Here is an 18002-nt window from a genome sequence, read left to right as displayed (position 1 = left end):
AACAGCAGAATCTGCTATGAGGTACTTTGAAATTGGCTGCTGCAAAACTGACAGAGTAGTAAACAATGAGCGGAACTCAAGTTCCGCTCATGAAAATATAAGTTATTTGTTTGAGAGAATGGTACTCAGACGAATGATAATGGAATCCCCAAAGGAGGCGCTATGAGAAAAGGAATGTGGAAGGAATCCACAAAAAGGCTGTCATCTATTTTGCTGGCCGGTATGATTTTGACAACGACAGTTGCGCCGCCGGTTTTTGCGGTTCATACTTATTACTGGCCCGATGCCATTTCTTCGGATGCAATGGAAATAAAAAACTGGACATGGAAAGCAGAAGGAGAGGCGGCAGCATTAGATCCGTCGGTCGGACTCATTCCCACCGGATTATCGCAGCAGGAAACAGCACTGATGGGAGGCTATACAAGTAAGTTTTGGTTTCAGGACGAAAAGGCCAAAACAATAACAATTCCCGGTACATCAGCAGAACTCGATTTTTCGAAATTTCATCACCGTTACTTTGCCTGCGCAGACAGTCATAACACAGGTTTCTTTGCACCTGTAGGCGCACAAATTGCCTTTCAAAAGATGTATTATCCAACCAATAACCTGGGAGATTATCCGGATTTCTTAAAAAACGCTCCTATGGATATGAAGACAAAAAAGTTTGCCCTTCTTCTTATTGCGTTGATCAGTGCTGCTTATGAGACTCCGTCTTTGGAGGACCTGAGGGATTCTGATCGAATGTCCATGTATTATTATCTCCTGTGGGCTTCTATCTGGAGTAACGATAAGTATGTGGATCAGGGCATGTTTACAGGAGAGTCGCCGGAGGGTGACTGGGATTTTGTCCAGTATTTTGTAAGGTCAATGTTGAACTCCAGGCTAAATCCAGATCCATATGGAAGTACGGCAATTTACGATGCGTTTCGAGATGAAGGTCCTGCACAGAAGTATTTTTTTAACTGCTGGAAAGCAGCAAAGTTTCTGTCGTCGTTTGATTATTCTGTCGATATGGGGAGCGTACTGCCGGTTTCGGAGCCTGCACTGGGCGAGGATGGCATGTATCATATGACGTTCCAATATGGGGATCTCAGTGATTATGAGAAAGAAGTATACCGACGAATGACAGCGGAAAATCTGGCGTCGGGCTGGGCGTATTCCAATGATGGAAGTACCATTGATTTTAAGTCAGCAGATGGTGTGTCAGATGAAAATGCAATTGCCACTCTGAAACTTCAGGAAAATTCAGAAGAAGATCGTTTTTATAATTGTGGTTTCGGCGTTGGCGGCCTGGCCGGATTCCGCGGATGTGCGAAAAGAGGTAAAGACGGCGATTTTGGCTGGGGTAATACGCAGGTGTATTTTTCCGCAGTATCTGAACCGTTAGAGATTCTTGTGGGTGGTCGGGTTCCTTTAAAACCGAGCGGGGATTGGGAAATAGATGTTCACCGATATGAGCATACGGAGACCTGGGAAGCGCATTATAATATTCAACTTCGAAAATATGATTCTGAGACAGGACAACCGCTTGCCGGTTCTAAGTGGGATATTCTTGAGGCATTCGATGATACCCAGCTTGACGATACATCACTGGAAACCTCTGATAACTGGGCAAACAGAGGCGGGAGTCAGTTCCTGAAGTGGGCTGGTTGGGATTACGGAGAAGGGAATCCGGATGGAGACGCTGCAAACGATCCGTGTTCCTGGGATATCAATGTAACAAATGAGGACGGCATTCTCATGCTGGGTGATAATGAGGAAAATGCTTCTGAACAGAGGGCGCATACCGATATCAAGGTTTATACCTATACGAAGGGGTATTGCGGCGGTCATCCGGAACCGGAAATAGAAGAAAGTGGTGAACCGGATATTGACGCTGAAAATGAAGCTGCTGCGAAGGAGGCCTGGCAAAAAGAAGTGGACTACTGCGAGACTCTTGCAGAACAGGGCGGCTTTTTTCATTCCCTTGATGCAGGAGAAGCGAAAGAGCAGCTGGAAGCTGACCGGGATAAGTTCTATAATCAGTTTATTTCCCTGAAATACGAATACTCAGCAGTAGAATTGACTCCGCGGCCGGGATATACAAATCATGGAAGCCATACAGATGATATTCCAACCGAGATCAAAATGGTTACGTCCTCAGAGTATAAGGACAGTGTGTATGATAACAGGGAATCTAGTTTATATAAAATTAATGACGAGCCGCAAGGAACAGAGCCACCAGATGCTTTTGCGTCAGAGAACAATAACAATTTTGCAGAAAAGGGAACGTTGGACAATATAGCTACACCCTCTGACGCCATATCATCTAACGCCACCCCATCCAATGCCACAGCTTCCAATGCAAAGAAAAAGACCGGCCTTTTGACTAAACTGAAGGCACTATTCGAAGTGCCAAAAACTTTGATTGAGCGAATCATAAACAATGGATCTTTACTCATTGACGAAGATGAAGTCATGGAACGCGTGAATTTTGAACCCTCCGAGGTGGAGCCGCATGTACCGGGCGATAAAGGGATTACAGACCATACATTTATTGTCTACGATCACCGGACTGAAGGTGAGATACATATCAGCAAACGTGATCTTTATTTGCAGGCTGGGGAAAACAAAGATTATTATGCAAACGGTGATTCGATGGGAGATGGTACGCTGGAGGGCGCGGTATACGGCCTGTTTGCCCTTAAAGATATTAATCACCCTGATGGCTGCACCGGTACCGTATACCAAAAAGATGATTTAGTTGCAGTGGCGTCGACAGACCGAAATGGTGATGCCTCCTTTATGGCTTTCACAGAAGCACCGGGGATGATATGGAATTATAAGTCTGGAAAGATTGAAAAAAGGCCGGAAGCATTCCAGGGGCCCCAGAACCTCTATCGGAACCGAGCAGATGCGGATAAGGTCAAAGATATTGAAAATTATGTTGGTTTTGATTCAAAAGGTAATTCCATACATCTGACAGATTCCGTGGAAGGTGATGGATCGGGATACTGGAAATTCTCTTCCAATCAGTCTGGTATTGACGGCTTGAAAGGAAGCTATGCTGCATACCCGGTATCGGATAATGATAAGAATAATGGAAACTGCTGGATTGGGCGGCCTTTAATTGTGGAAGAAAATGGAACCACATACTATGTAAAGGAACTGGCCAGATCAGAAGGATATGAACTCTCCGTCAATGGAAAAACAAATACTATTACAAATGGCAGAGATAACTATGAAGGGGAGTATCACGAGGCTGACATTTCTATTGGAAAAATCACTCTCGATATGGTGGGAAATGGAAACTATTTTGATGTGACTGCTTATCAGGCGGATCATGATATTACGCTGCACGGGATTAAATTTCCGGAAGGAGCGGTGTTCGAACTATCCACCAGTGAGAAAGTGCCGGAAAAAATTACGGTGCCTGTTTACAGTACTGTATTGAAACCGGTTATGGCGGCGGCAGGTACCTTTGTCTACCGGTCGGGCCAGAAAGTGGCTGCCGCCCGGGGAGATGTTGTAACCTTTCCAGAAGGGCAGAGTTATCTCGTTAATGCCGTGTCAGATCGGGAAGAGAAGACAATTGGTGTCAAACCGATGAATTATCATACTATGGGGACACCTGCGGTGACAGAACTCTTTTCAGGAGGATCTCCGAAAGACTTTCAAGCGCTCTATAATATGGAACTCGACAACCTTGGATATAAAGAACCGGAGGCAGATGCTCCATGGGTGCGCGTAAAATTAAGCGGAACTACGGATACAGAGTGGATCCTCTCTATTACGGAAGCTATGAAAGCGCATGGCCTGCAGTATTTTAACAGTCTGCGGATCTCTGATATGGAGCAGACAGGTGGAGAACTCTATGCTATTATGCGTTATGAATGGAAGCTTTACGATGACAGCCGGGATGATGCTGTTTATAATCCGGAGAAAGACTGTCTTTATGTAAAAAAAGACAGTGGCAATGGATATTTTGTCTATGTTCCATACGATAATCTGGCCTCCAATCCGGCAGTACTGTCCTATCGTATGAAGAATGGTTTTTTGGAGCGGGCGACATTAAAAGAGCAAAATATTGATGGACTGAATGTGTCTTACCCGTCAAAACTCCCTGAATCATTTGTCGTGGTGACAGCCTGGACACCATCATACTGGATATACGCGCCAGGTGAGCAGCAGATCGATGACGTGGGAAATTTTAAATACTCCGAAGAGACTGTCGTAGATTATGTGGAGCAGGAGGGATTTAAGACGGTCGAAAAGAAGACCAGGCTTACTTCTGCATATGATACAGCAAAAGGAATCTATGTAGTTACTCTTCCGTTCGAAGCTTTTAAAGAGATGGATACTGTCAGGCTTAAAGTATCCGATGACGGGAGTGGGAGGTATTCGATCAAGCAGGCGTACATCGACCAGAGCTTCTTTGCCTGCCAGCCCTTGCAGCGGGAGGCGGATTCCTATATTCAAAATGTAACACTTACACCGCCGACCTTCGATCAGCCGTGGCAGGATGGAAATACAAGAACAGAACCTGCCAATGTGATGGAACGTCCTATTATGCAGAAGATAAAGGTCGTGAAAAATATTCTTGTTGAAGAAGGAGCCAGGTATGAGGACAATACATTTGCTGATTCCGGCCATGAGGATTATTTTACACAGAACGGGGGTGGGACGAAGGACAATGTATCGTTCAGACCTAATTTCCGTTTCAAGATCTACTTAAGATCCAATTTGGAGCAATTGTATCGAACGGAAGATGGAGAGATTGAATGGCTTGATCGAAATGGAAATACTGTTGATGTTACTGCGTATCGGGAGGCATATCCGGAGAGGGTACAAAAAATCTATACGAAGGTGCTGCATCGTACGGATTTACATTCCAGAAGATCCAATAGAGACGCAATCGCCAATCAGGAGCTTTATGGTTTTACGGATGGCTTGATCAATGAAAATCAGGAGACGGGATATACTGCAATACTGGAAACAATTCTGTCTCATGAAAAGGACGCCTATGGAAATGAGAAGGAGATCAGAAGACTTAATTATGAGAAGTTTTTTGATGCGGTAAGGGTTGCAAATCAGGATAAGTGGGACAAAGCAAAACAGGAGCGTACTTCTTTTAAGCCCTTAGCATTTATCAGACGCCTTCTGTTTGGAACTGCCGGTTCAGAGTGTATTTATCCGTCAGAGCATAATAATACGGAAATCCCAAATAAAACCAATACTTCTGAAATTGCAAAAGAAAACAGTGACAGATCTGATTCAGTTAGGCAGTTTGCTATTCAATGGTATCTGGACAGAGAAGTAGAAAAACTGGTGAGAGAAAACTTCACAGGTGAAACGGAAAGTGCAGCCGGCCATGAAGGCTATCAGGATGAGGTATATGATACTGCTCTGAAAGCGGCTGTAATAAAGGCCGAAAATTATTTAAAACCATTCTTTCATTATGACCTGGATGAGATTTATGCTATTGAGTGGGACAGTGAATCAGATGGAGGCAGGGATAAAGACAAAACAACTCTGAGTGCGGATAAGGAGGCCGCCGCTTTCGGATACTGTTATGGCATATCGGAATACCTTCCTTACGGAACCTATGTAACAGTGGAACAGCAGCCCATGGATAAGGAACTGGGAGATTTCCTCAACAAACATTATGCAATTGATGCGCCAAAGGAAATTGAGTTACCGGCTGTCTATGAAGACGAAAAAACAGGGGATGGCAAAACTCCGGAAAGACTGAGCCGTTACTATAATTACAACGCAAATCTGTCTGCGGCAGACTTAACAGCGAAATATTTTATCCGTTTTAATGAGGAGTGGCCGGGAGAAATTGATGAAAACGTAAAGGATTATGTAATCAAGGCCCATGGATATCTGGGGGATTATGAGATTTATAAGTATGGACTTGATCTCAATAAAATAGCAGGAACTGCATTGGGAGATCCTTACAAAACACCGCATTTTGAGATTACTCAGAGTGAATATGATCCGCTGAAAGATTACTATCATACAATTGTTTTTCCGGAAGAAAACGGAGGAAATCCGAACAGCCACTACCTGGCTGATGATGTTAATCATGGGGTAACTGCGCCTAATGGAACGGAATACGAACGTGACGGCATAGAACGGATCTACCGTTATGGGTCTGTTTCAGAAAATAAGCAGACCTATGATACTGTTTCCTATTCTGGAGAGTATGGAGCGCAATACCAGAATTATGTATCTGCTATGGAAGGTATGCAGACGGCCTATGATGGTAAATATGCCTCCATGCTGGTGCCATGGAGCATAACAGAACCTGTAAGTGAAGAGCATGATTCCATACAGAACCCGGATGGTTCAGCCTCCGGTTTGGGATATGGATACCGGAAATTTCGAAATACCTTTTACAGAAGCCGCCTGCGCATAGAAAAACTGGATTCGGAGACTGGGGAAAATATTCTCCATGATGGGGCAGTTTTTACAGTGTATGCGGCAGAACGTGAAGATGGAGAGAAAACAGATGGTCGGGTAAAGTTTTATAAGACGGATACCCTGATAAAGGGGTCCAGAGAATTCTTAGAGGCGATGGGGGCAAAAGAGATTACAAAGGCGGCCAGAGCGCTTCCGGGAATCGGCGGCCTGTGGACTGGAATTGTGGAGGCGGGAACCCCTGTATGCAGAGAGTCGGAGCAGATTACCATAGCGAATGCAAAAGGGCGCAGAACAGGGAAATTTGAAGCGTTTACGACGACACGGGAGGGGCTTCAGGCAGAAGAAGAGAACCCGTCAGAAAAATCCTGGCAGGATCAGAATACAGGCTATCTGATCACTCCGCAGCCGTTGGGTGCGGGGACCTACGTTTTGTGTGAAATGAGGCCGCCGTCCGGCTATGTCAGAACGAAGCCGGTCGCCATAGAAATTTATTCCGATAAGATTTCCTACTATCTTAATGGAAACCAGGACGGCCGGGTTGCCGCGGCAGTCTATGAGGATGGTACCGTACAGAGGCCGGAGGGGGCAAAAGATACTGCGCGGGTTTATGTGGGAAATACACCGATACGGCTTGAGATATCCAAGTTAAAGGACCGGGACAGGACCGTTACATACCGTACCCGAACACGAGTTGACGGAAGTGAAACGGAGCTGAAGGCCAAATATGGTCAGGAGAATCTGGAGTTTGCTTATAAAGAGGGGAGCTATTTGAACTATGCCTGGTATAAGGGAACCGCAGAATACTTAGAGAACCGTAAACTGGCAGGAGACGCAGTAGAACCAGTCTGTATAGATGGCATATTTGCTGGTTACGGCCTGATAACACGCCCGTTGGACACTGCAGATGATACAAACCGTTATGTTTCGGGGGCGAAGATGGCTTTGTATGATGCGGTCGAGGTCAAATCAAATGGAGACAACGGTGATTACGGCTACGACGGCGTAGAGGTGTTGCGGGACCGCAATAACAATGTGCAGAGTATAAAGCTTTTGGAAGGATATGCAGGAAACACCGTGGAGTTTGTCAATTTAGATGATATTGAAGGAAGCCTTAGTGGAAGTACCGGACACGGTACCTGGACTTACCGAACGGTTGAGCGGAAGGATACGGATATTCTCTACTATTCATTGGGCGGTCTAAGGGTTACAGAACTGGGAAGAGACGGAAAGGTATATGGCTATGACCGTGATGGAAACCGTATTCAGGTGCGTAATCAGAAATCTGTTTATGCTATAAAAAATGGCCATCCTGTCTTTGAACTCACCGGTGGTGATTTAGAACAAGCAGTCTATTCGTCCCTGGATAAATGTTTTAAGCTGCAGGAAGGGACTGAACTTTACCATGTGGATTCAGATGGAAACAGAGATGCAAAGATCGACCCTGCAACAGGAATGGCTTATACTACGGAGTTGGGGACGGACCAGAGGGGAAAGAAGTATGAACGGATTCTGGTCTGGCCTGTCAACGTATCAAAGACAGTAAATGGCGCTGTTATCGCACAGGAAAAAATAAAGACATACCGGATTGCATCAATTCATGCAGATACAGAGGCAGAGTATACGATTGGAACTTACGACGGAACCATGCTTAAAAAGTCTGTAAATCCGGTTGTTGGAAGCCATGGCCTTTCGGAATATTATCAGAGATCAGATCAGGTATATAAAAAAGGAGAGCCTGTGTATGAGATTGACCACGATTATGTGAGGTACCGGTACTATGATCTTTTGCCTGCGTTTAACCGGAATGCTTACCGGATTAATAACCAATGGGATTTACGAAATGTAGGCCAAAAGGAAGATCCGGCAGATGATAAGAAATTGTTTCATCGTCAGGGGGAAGCATGGATCATGGAAAACACGTGGATATCAGGAGATGAATATCCCAACGATCCGTTTAATGCCAATCTTACAACGGGGCGGGCAGACATGCTGAAACGCGTGATTCCGGGAACTTATATTATGGAGGAGGTGGAGCCTCCGGCTGGGTATGTAAAGGGATTTCCTGTTGGTATCACAGTGAAAGAAACAAAACAGGTACAGAATGCGGAGCTGGAAGATGAAAAAATAAAGATCGAGATCGTGAAAACGGATGCTGTGGATCAGTACCGCATAGATGTAATCAGTGATTATCGGGGGATATTAAAGACAACGGAACCAAAGGGCGCTTACAGTTACGGCCAGATTTCAGGGGCCCATCTGGCTCTTTATAAGGCCCGGAGGAAGTATACGACAGATACTGTCACTTATCCCTCAGGCTACTACCTGGAGAAAACAGAAACTACACCTGCAAAGTGGACTGTAGAAAACTCGGAAGATAATTCACCGGTTATAGTGACAGCGGACTGGATTACAGATGGAAAGCCGAAATATTTTGAAGGGATTCCGGCAGGTGACTATATTCTGGAAGAAATAGAAGCTGCCAGCGGTTATATCCGCCATTCCATGGAGTTGGAGGTCAAAAAAACAGGAGAAGTTCAGACATTTCATATGAAAGACGACCATACCAAGCTTGAAGTTTTTAAATACTGCATGGATGGGCATGGAAATATGATACCGCTGCCAATGGAATATTCAGCAGGTCTGGCACTCTACAGAGCCGAAACGGATGAAGATGGAAATATTCAGATGAACGGAGGAGAGCCGCAATATGTAAAAGACCAGCTAATAGATGAATGGATGACGGACGATCTCAAAGCTTATACAGAAAACTATGAGATAAGTCCTAAATGGATGGACCGCATGAAGGCCTTTTTCGGAATTGCAGTGAATCAATCCAGTTTTATACTGGATTTTGAAAATACATACCGGAAGTTGGGCGATGATTTTGTATGGCTGACATGGCATACAAAAGCAGGTGAAAAATCTGCAGAGAGAATTTCTTCCATAAAGATGGACGTCACAGACAGCGCGGTACAGTTGTGGAGAACGGAAGACGGTAAGATGATCAGAATCACCATATATCGAAACGTCCATAACGGCTCTCTGGATGAAGACGGACAGCTTCCCCTGATTTTCGAATATCAGTTCAACTACCGGGAGCTGGCGGCAGGGCTGAAGAGCTACGATACACTGGAAGGGGTTCACAGAATCGATTATCTGCCGTTTACAGATATAAAAGATGGCCGAAAAGTGGGGAATTACGTTCTGGTTGAAGCTGAAGTCCCAGAAGGCTTTGAACGTACAAAGCCCAAGGCTGTTGTACTGGAGGAGAATGGAAGTGTACAGCGCTTCAGCCTGGAGAATGTGGAAAAGTATGTATCCATATTGAAAGTGATTTCTGACGGAACCAATGAATATGCCGCAGAAGGGGTAAAGATGGCCCTCTATCGGACGGGGGCAGATGGAGACTTTATCCATGATGAGAGAAATCTGATAGAGCGTTGGATTTCGGGTGCCGATGGAAGATTTACAGAAGAAGAGGGGGTATGGGGAAAGATTCCGGAAGGCTTTCGGGTCGGAGATATAAGACCCCATCGGATCAGTAAGATACCAGATGGATCTTACTATATTGTTGAGGAGGAGGTCCCGGCATATATGGCAAAACGGGAACCGATAAAAATTGAGATTGGCGGTGACACGGCTGCGATAATCCGTGTGGTGAATCAACCGGCTCAGGGATGCCTGGAACTGCTTAAGAAGGCGGCTGATACAGGAGAATTGCTGGAAAATGCCAGATTTCTTATCACAAACAGAGACACAAAGGAGGAATGGTATATTACGACCGGTCATAATGGTCGTGCAGAGCTTAAAAATCTGGCAGTAGGCGAAGTTCGGGCAGATGGAACAATAAATCCTTATACTTATACAATAGAGGAAGTCTCGCCGCCCGATTATTATCAGATCTCGGGGGGAAAGAAGTTTTTTACCTTTGATGGAACGGCTGACAGCCAGGTTGTTACGTATACCCATGTGGTGGAAAACTATCCCACACAAATACACTTCAAAAAGACCAATTTTGATACCGGCATGGCGCTGGAAGGTGCCAAAATAGCTGTCTATCATGCAGTAGCTATAGAAGGAGAATACGTAAAAAATGGAGAAGCCATAGAAATTAACAGATCCGGGCCGGAGGGATTTACGATTAAAAAGAAGTTATCAGCCGGTCATGTCTATATTATGGAAGAGCTGGAGGCGCCGGCCGGCATCCATTTGTCGCCGCCGGTTATCTTCACAGTGAATCAGGCTGGAACCGGCATCAGTAATATAAGAAATAATTTCAGTGTACTGGAATGTTCCTCTGCCAGCGGAACCATTGAGTCACTCACTGTTTTTGGCAGGGCCGCGGATAAGACCTTTACGGTTTTGAAGGACCTGGATACCGGGAAGTTGCTGCCTGATATCATCAGCAGCACTGATATTTTACTTACGGCTGATGATGGAATAGAAGAAGGCCATTTGTACGAAATAACCGAATATACCCGCTATTCAGATGGTAATACGGAGATGAGTAAAAAAGAGACAAGGAGAATCTGGTTTGATGAGAATGGGACATTTCTTTTGCCATCCAGGACATATCTTAAAACCAGGCTTCAATTGGAAAACCAGGATCGGGACGAACTTGATACATGGACAGTGGAGAATGGAAGTTTTGAGCATGTAATAGAGAATCCTGTTACAAAGGAACGTGCCGTCGCAGAGGTTACGGGAACTGTGGGTAACGGCCAAATGCCGGTTACAAACGGTGATGTAGTAAAGTACATCATCACATACGAAAACTCTAGTCTTGAAAAAGCGGATCTGATTGTCAGTGCTAAGCTGGAAAAAGGCCTGGAGTTAATGAGATCATCCGGGAAGCCTGTAATAAATGAAGGTATACTGACATGGCAGATTCATGATGCAGAACCGCATACTGTTGGGCACTTGGAGTTGGCTGCACTGGTAAGCGGTCAGATGGGAACGTCAGCAAGAGCGGTATTTACGATCAGTTCTCCGACGAATCTCATGGAAACCATATTGGAAAATCCTATCGCGCCGAAAGGAAGTCTAACAATCAGAAATCACATCTCCGGGACGGGAAGGAATCCACAGGATACCTTTACCTATCAGATGCGTTTCTTTGACTCGGCAGGTAAGCTGCTGTCCGGTTATCAGAATTATACCGGAACAAAAGAAGGCAGGATAAAGGGAATGGGACAAATTACCCTGAAGGGGGACGATTATGTTATTTTTCCCGGCCTTCCCTATGGGACTGAATATGCAATTATCCAGGAAGTGAACAGAGATTATGAAACAGTAACCAGAGAACTCGTCGGAGCGATATCAAAGGAGGCACGAGGGGCAGTCTTTGAAAATAACAGAAACGATGAGACGGTCAGGGAAGTTCTGACTGCAGGAGGCAATTACCGTTTGACTGAAACAACGGGATACACGGACGGTATGGAGCAGACTACAGGGATATACCGGTTCACATTAAATGAATCCGGAAGAATTGATAATGTGGATATGGAAGACCGGCCGGTAAAATTATACTTTTCCAAAATTGATATTGCTGCCGGCGATGAAATTTCCGGAGGTATCTATGCAGTGGTGGATGCAGAAACTGAAAATGAGATTTACAGATTTACGAAAGTGGAGTCTGTACCGGTTCTTATTCCGGCAGATGTACTGATACCAGGAAAAGAGTACATTCTTCGCGAGGATACGCCGCCTGACGGTTATTCACGGGAGGAAGATATACGGTTTACGGTCAATGAGGCGGGGGTTCCGGAAATAATAATCATGCAGGATAGAAAGACCAGAATATATTTGGAGAAGCTGGATGCCGACACTGGGGAATCCGTTACAGGCGGCTATTACTGCGTAAGAGATATAGAGAGCGGCGAAACAGTCTTCTGTTATACTGCCTCCGGTAAGCCGGTTCTGGCAGAGGGAATTCTGGCAGCCGGCAGGACGTATGAGCTGGCAGAAGAAAAGCCGCCGGCGGGTTATGGATACTGCGAAAGAATTGTTTTCACCGTTCCATTGGAACCTGAGACGATTACCGTACGTATGAAAGATAAAAAAACAGAAATTATCGTGAAGAAGCTCACTCTGTCGTCCCCGGCAAATGCAAGCCCGTCGGATGCGGAACGCCAAAAGCCAGGATTTATACTACAGATCCTGAATAAAGACAAAAGTCCTGCTAAAGCGGTGAGAGACTTCTCCGGATTTAAAGCAGGCGAAGAGCTGATCTTTGCTACAGAGCTGGAATTTAAGACCATCAGCGGTCAGCTGGCAGCAGGCGGTGAATACTGGCTGCATGAAGTAAAACCACGCGATGGTTATGCACTTGCGGAAGACGTGCCGTTTACGGTAGGCAGAGATGGAAGTCATGATATTGTGATTATGGTTGATAAGCCTACCCATGTGGTACTGTCGAAAAAAGAACTTACCGGGAGCCGGGAACTGCCGGGTAACCATATGGCTGTTCTTGATGAAGACGGCAAGGTTTTGGAACGTTGGATTTCCGGTGAAAGACCTCATGACATTACAGCAAAATTAATAGCTGGGAAAACTTATTATCTGTGCGAGGAAACTCCGGAAGCTGGCTATGCTTATGCGGAGAAAGTTCCTTTTACCGTGAGTGAGGACGGAAGCACCGATCTGGTAGAAATGAAAAATGATGTGACCAGAGTACGGATCAATAAGAAGGATGAGTCAGGAAATACCGTAAAAGGAGCTGTACTGCAGGTTCTTACGTTCGAAAAAGATAAGATCCTATTCGAATTTGAAACTACCGGAAAACCCGTGGAGGTTACCGGAAAACTGACGGCTGGAGAGACATATTATCTTCACGAAAAGCAGTCCCCCCCTGGTTATCTTCCGGCAGCCGATATTTCATTTACAGTTCCACGAAAGAATCAGCAGATAGAGGTTACGATGATAGACTTGAAGCGGCATGATTCTGAAATTAATACCATGTATCTGATGAAGACGGACGCAGAGACGGGAAAGGGGCTGGAAGGCTTTGAATTTACGGTTACGGGACCCGGAGGAAACACCTTTACCGTTATAACCAACAAAGAGGGGAAAGCTGAATTCTCTATGCCGTCGGATGGGATCTATACATTCCGGGAGACAAAAAGGCAGGCTGGATATCTTATATCCGAGGAAACCTATACCTTTACAATCTTGAATGGAAGAGTTACCGGGGATAGTATGATTCTGGTGGCGGATCAGCCTCTTCCTCCGGAAGGACCTGATGATACCAGGCGTGTTGGAAGAATAACGGCCAGTTATAAATCGGGATTCAGAGGCATGATCTGTGCGGCGGAGGAAACCAGCCATCAGACCGGTGAACGGACTGGAGATGAGTATCCGCTTGGGGCTGTTCTGGCAGCCATGCTCTTATGTCTGGCAGGACTTGTATACAGATTAAGACGGACAAATTCTCGGAAGCATGACAGAGAAGGCAGCAGATGAACAGAGTAAAACGTTTTGTAACAACAATTCTGCTCCTGACAGGCTTTGGGCTGTCTGCCTTCTGCTTGACTACCAGGCTTACAAGCTATGAGACTGGACGGGAGGAATACAGGCAGCTGCAGGAGCAGTTTGAATTGGCAGCAGGCAGTACAACCGATGATGCGGCAGCGCCGAAAGCGAATATGGAGAAGGAGGAGAAATGGACGCGCATGATGACTTCCCGGAATCCGGATTATGTATTTTGGATTTGGATTCCGGGGACGAACATCAACTATCCGACAGTAAAAAATACAATTCCGGATTATTACTTAAACCACACATTCAGTGGAGAGGAAAATCCCTGTGGCACCATATTTTGTCTGGAGGAAGGCGAGAACCAGATTATCTATGGACATAATATGAAGGATGGAAGTATGTTTGCAGATTTGAAACAGTATCGGAGCGAAGCTTACTTTCAGAACCATAGGAGCATATGGATACACCGACAGGAGGAGTGGCAGCAGTATATGATATTTTCCTGCTATACTGCCCGGGAAGAGGAGACGTGGATATACCAGAGTCATTTTATCAGTGAGGAGGAGAAACAGACGTATTTAAAGAGTGTGGAAAGTAAATCCCTCTATACAACGGGCAGCCAGCCTGAAATAACAGATTCTCTTATTACACTGTCCACATGCCTGGGAAAAGGGAAAAGAGTGATTGTACACGCAGTTCTGTTGTGTTATACTGAATGACAAAATCACAATCGTAAAACAGGAGGAGAAGGGATGGAAGCGCTTAAGATAGGGATACTGGGAACCGGAGTGATTGCGGCAACTCTGGCAGATACGATGAACCGGATGCCCGGAGTGGAGCTTTACGGTGCGGCGTCGAGAAGTTTGGAGAAAGCGAAGGATTTTGGAGAGCGGTTTGGCGTTAAACGCACATACGGTTCTTACGAGGAACTTGCTGCAGATCCGGAAATAGAACTGGTGTATATAGCAACCCCTCATTCAGAGCATTATAAGAATGCGATTCTTTGTCTGGAACATGGAAAACATGTTCTGTGTGAAAAGGCTTTTGCGGTGAACGCAGCCCAGGCAAAGGAAATGATTGCTCTGGCGGAAGAAAAGAAACTGCTTATTACTGAGGCGATGTGGGTCCGTTACATGCCGATGGCAAGGACCTTAAGAGATGTGCTTGATTCAGGCGTGATAGGAGAGCCAATGACACTGACGGCCAGTCTGTGTTACCTGATCGATAAGATTCAGAGACTGGTAGATCCAAATCTGGCGGGGGGAGCGCTTCTTGACGTTGGTGTTTATACCATCGCATTTGCATCCTTAGTATTTGGTGATGAGATTACTTCCATCAATTCCTCTGTCATCAAGACTGAGTCCGGGGTAGATTCCCAGAACAGTATGACTATCTGCTATCCGGGCGGGAAGATGGCGGTATTAAACAGCTCGATCCATGTCCTTTCAGACAGAAGAGGGATTATCTATGGTACAAAAGGATACATAGAAGTTGAAAATATAAATAATTTCGAATCCATTAAGGTATTCGATGAAAAACGCAGGTTGAAGGAAACCTATATTAGGCCGGAGCAGATATCGGGATATGAGTACCAGATAGAAGCCAGCCGAAAGGCAATCCGGGAGCAGCGTCTGGAATGTCCTGAGATGCCCCACCATGTCACCATTCGTATGATGGAGACCATGGATGCTTTGAGAGAACAGTGGGGAATCCGGTATCCGTTTGAGTAACGGGCAAGTTAGCCAAGAGTGTATTTTTGTGGTATACTATGGCATGGAGACATCTAAAACAAGTAGCATAAGACCACGTATCTATAGGGCAGGAACTATCCGAATAAACGCCTGCGGAGATTGTCGGTTACGAGGTAGCAGAAGCAGGAAGCTCATTGGTATTTAACAATGGGCAGTTCACAGAGGCAGAAGGTATGTTTACAAGAAAAGATTTAATGAAATTACTGGCTCCGCTGATCGTGGAGCAGATACTGGCCGTACTGGTCGGAATGGTCGATGTCATGATGGTGGCTGCAGTCGGTGAAGCAGCGGTGTCGGGGGTATCCCTGGTAGATTCCATCAGTGTTCTGATTATTCAGATTCTGGCCGCGCTTGCCACTGGGGGAGCGGTGGTATCGGCTCAGTATCTGGGAAAAAAACAATCGGAAAATGCCTGCCGGGCGGCGGGCCAGCTGGTTGGAGTTACAACAATACTGTCTCTGATCGTGACAATGGCGGCTTTAATTGGAAATCGCCATCTCCTGGGGATTGTGTTTGGAAAAGTGGAAACAGCGGTTATGAATGACGCGGTAATTTACTTTGGAATTACGGCTCTTTCTTATCCCTTTATTGCCGTCTATAATTCCTGCGCAGCGTTGTTCCGCTCGATGGGGAATTCCAGGATATCCATGGTAATATCCATTGTCATGAATACAATCAATGTGGTAGGAAATGCGGTCTGTATCTTCGGACTTCATATGGGGGTCGCCGGTGTGGCATATCCAACGCTGGCAGGCAGAATGGTGGCGGCTGTGCTGATGGTGTATCTCATTCAGAAGCCGGATAATATAATCAGGATTAACCGGCTGAGTGAACTGCGGCCAAATTTTCATATGATCAGGAATATATTGTCGATCGGTATTCCAAACGGTCTTGAGAGCGGAATGTTTCAGTTCGGAAAGATTGCTCTTCAGAGTCTCGTTTCGTCACTGGGGACCGCTGCCATTGCCAGCTACGCGGTAGCGTCAAATCTGGTTACCCTTTTATATTTGCCTGGAAATGCAATTGGTCTGGGGCTGATCACGATTGTGGGCCAGTGCGTAGGTGCCGGCGAGACGGGGCAGGCTAAGCAGTATACACGTCAGCTGACCGGTATCAATTATGCCATACTCATTGTTTTGTGTACCGTGATGATTGTGTTTGGCGGTCCGCTGGTGGGAATATACCGGCTGTCGTCTGAGGCATCTGCGATATCGAGGCAGATGATTACAGCTCATAGTATCGCCATGGTTGTCTGGCCCCTTGCGTTTACCATACCGTATACACTCAGGGCCTCTCTCGATGCAAAATTTACGATGGCCGTTTCAGTATTTTCCATGTGGGTGTTCCGTATTGCGTTCGCGTATCTCTTCGTGCGGATATTCCATTTGGGTGTAATGGGTGTATGGTATGGAATGTTTATTGACTGGATATTCCGGGCCGCAGTCTTTTCACTCCGGTTCCACGGACTCGAAAAACGGGCGGTTTCTGTCTCCTGAGAAAGAAATCGTATGATTAAAATATGTGAAAGATAAATGCTGTAAATAAGTAGCCAACAAATAAGTAGCCAACAAATAAGTAATCAACAAATAAGTAGCCAACAAATAAGTAATCAACAAATAAGTAGCCAACAAATAAGTACCCAATAAAACAGGATTGAAACCAAAACACAGGACATTTAAGAAATATATGTCATGCGTTCTGATTCCAATCCTGTTTTTTATCAAAAACAATTCAACCCATTCAGCCGTTCAGCAGTCTACGGCTCATTCATTTTTCCATCGGAGTCCACGTAATAGCTGTCGATTACCTGATTGACAGCCATGAGTCCCAAGGTTCCGTCGGATTCTGGATTAAAGTAGTACCACTCCCCGCCGATCTTATTCCAGCCGGTGACCAGGATTCCGGAGGGGTTAGTGTAAAACCAGCCTTTATAGTCAGGATCATAGATCCAGCCTGTCATCATGGCCCCCTCATGATTCCCTTTCTCCGGATTGAAGCGATACCAGTGGTTATTTATATAATTCCAACCGGTAACCAGATAGCCATCGGCACCAAAATAGTAGGAGTATCCTTGATATTCGGCCCAGGTGGAAGTAAAATAGTCAGGGTTCCCCTTATTGGCAAACCACCATCCATGATCGTCTTTTTCCCAGGTCCCGTTTAAAAAACGAGATTCGTCAGGGGTATGAGCAAAGCTTGTGATCGCTCCGGACCCCACGCTAAAGAACAGGGAGCAGACCGCAAGCACGGCAATACTTTTGATCTTTATACTTTTGGTCCTTATACTTTTGATTTTTATATTTTTAATCTTTATATAATGAGAATATAATTTCATTCTTTTCCTCTCCTTTTCTGTAAGACAACAGGTTT

At 45.5% G+C, this 18002-nt stretch carries 5 protein-coding genes; 4 read left to right on the top strand and 1 reads right to left on the bottom strand.

Annotation, left to right across the window (positions count from 1 at the left end; all coding sequences use genetic code 11):
• Positions 1–162: 162 nt before the first annotated feature.
• From ACLTD4_RS08495 to ACLTD4_RS08480, 4 genes are all read left to right on the top strand, one after another.
• On the top strand, positions 163–13866 hold the full coding sequence (locus ACLTD4_RS08495) for a SpaA isopeptide-forming pilin-related protein (protein WP_117633850.1): 13704 nt from the start codon (positions 163–165) through the stop codon (positions 13864–13866).
• Positions 13863–14600 (top strand): class B sortase, encoded by a 738-nt coding sequence (locus ACLTD4_RS08490; RefSeq protein ID WP_117621041.1) that lies wholly within the window; start codon positions 13863–13865, stop codon positions 14598–14600. The genes ACLTD4_RS08495 and ACLTD4_RS08490 overlap by 4 nt, the downstream gene beginning before the upstream one ends.
• 33 nt (positions 14601–14633) lie before the next feature.
• Positions 14634–15611 (top strand): Gfo/Idh/MocA family protein, encoded by a 978-nt coding sequence (locus ACLTD4_RS08485; protein ID WP_117621040.1) that lies wholly within the window; start codon positions 14634–14636, stop codon positions 15609–15611.
• 194 nt (positions 15612–15805) lie between these two features.
• Positions 15806–17128: an MATE family efflux transporter gene (locus ACLTD4_RS08480; protein WP_055655049.1), complete on the top strand. Its 1323-nt coding sequence runs from the start codon at positions 15806–15808 to the stop codon at positions 17126–17128.
• Between the two features lie 260 nt (positions 17129–17388).
• Here the strand turns inward: ACLTD4_RS08480 and ACLTD4_RS08475 are convergent, their stop codons facing one another.
• Complete coding sequence (locus ACLTD4_RS08475; protein WP_002601691.1) at positions 17389–17967, bottom strand: hypothetical protein; 579 nt, start codon at positions 17965–17967, stop codon at positions 17389–17391.
• Between the last annotated feature and the right edge of the window lie 35 nt (positions 17968–18002).

The organism is Hungatella sp. (genome assembly GCF_046966825.1).
The sequence above is the reverse complement of the archived record's forward strand: the minus strand, read 5'-3'. Positions and strand labels throughout refer to the sequence as shown.

Excerpts from the sequence above, each read along its gene's own strand:
- ACLTD4_RS08495 (WP_117633850.1), top strand. The coding sequence starts at position 163 with ATGAGAAAAGGAATGTGGAAGGAATCCACAAAAAGGCTGTCATCTATT.
- ACLTD4_RS08490 (WP_117621041.1), top strand. The coding sequence starts at position 13,863 with ATGAACAGAGTAAAACGTTTTGTAACAACAATTCTGCTCCTGACAGGC.
- ACLTD4_RS08485 (WP_117621040.1), top strand. The coding sequence starts at position 14,634 with ATGGAAGCGCTTAAGATAGGGATACTGGGAACCGGAGTGATTGCGGCA.
- ACLTD4_RS08480 (WP_055655049.1), top strand. The coding sequence starts at position 15,806 with ATGTTTACAAGAAAAGATTTAATGAAATTACTGGCTCCGCTGATCGTG.
- ACLTD4_RS08475 (WP_002601691.1), bottom strand. The coding sequence starts at position 17,967 with ATGAAATTATATTCTCATTATATAAAGATTAAAAATATAAAAATCAAA.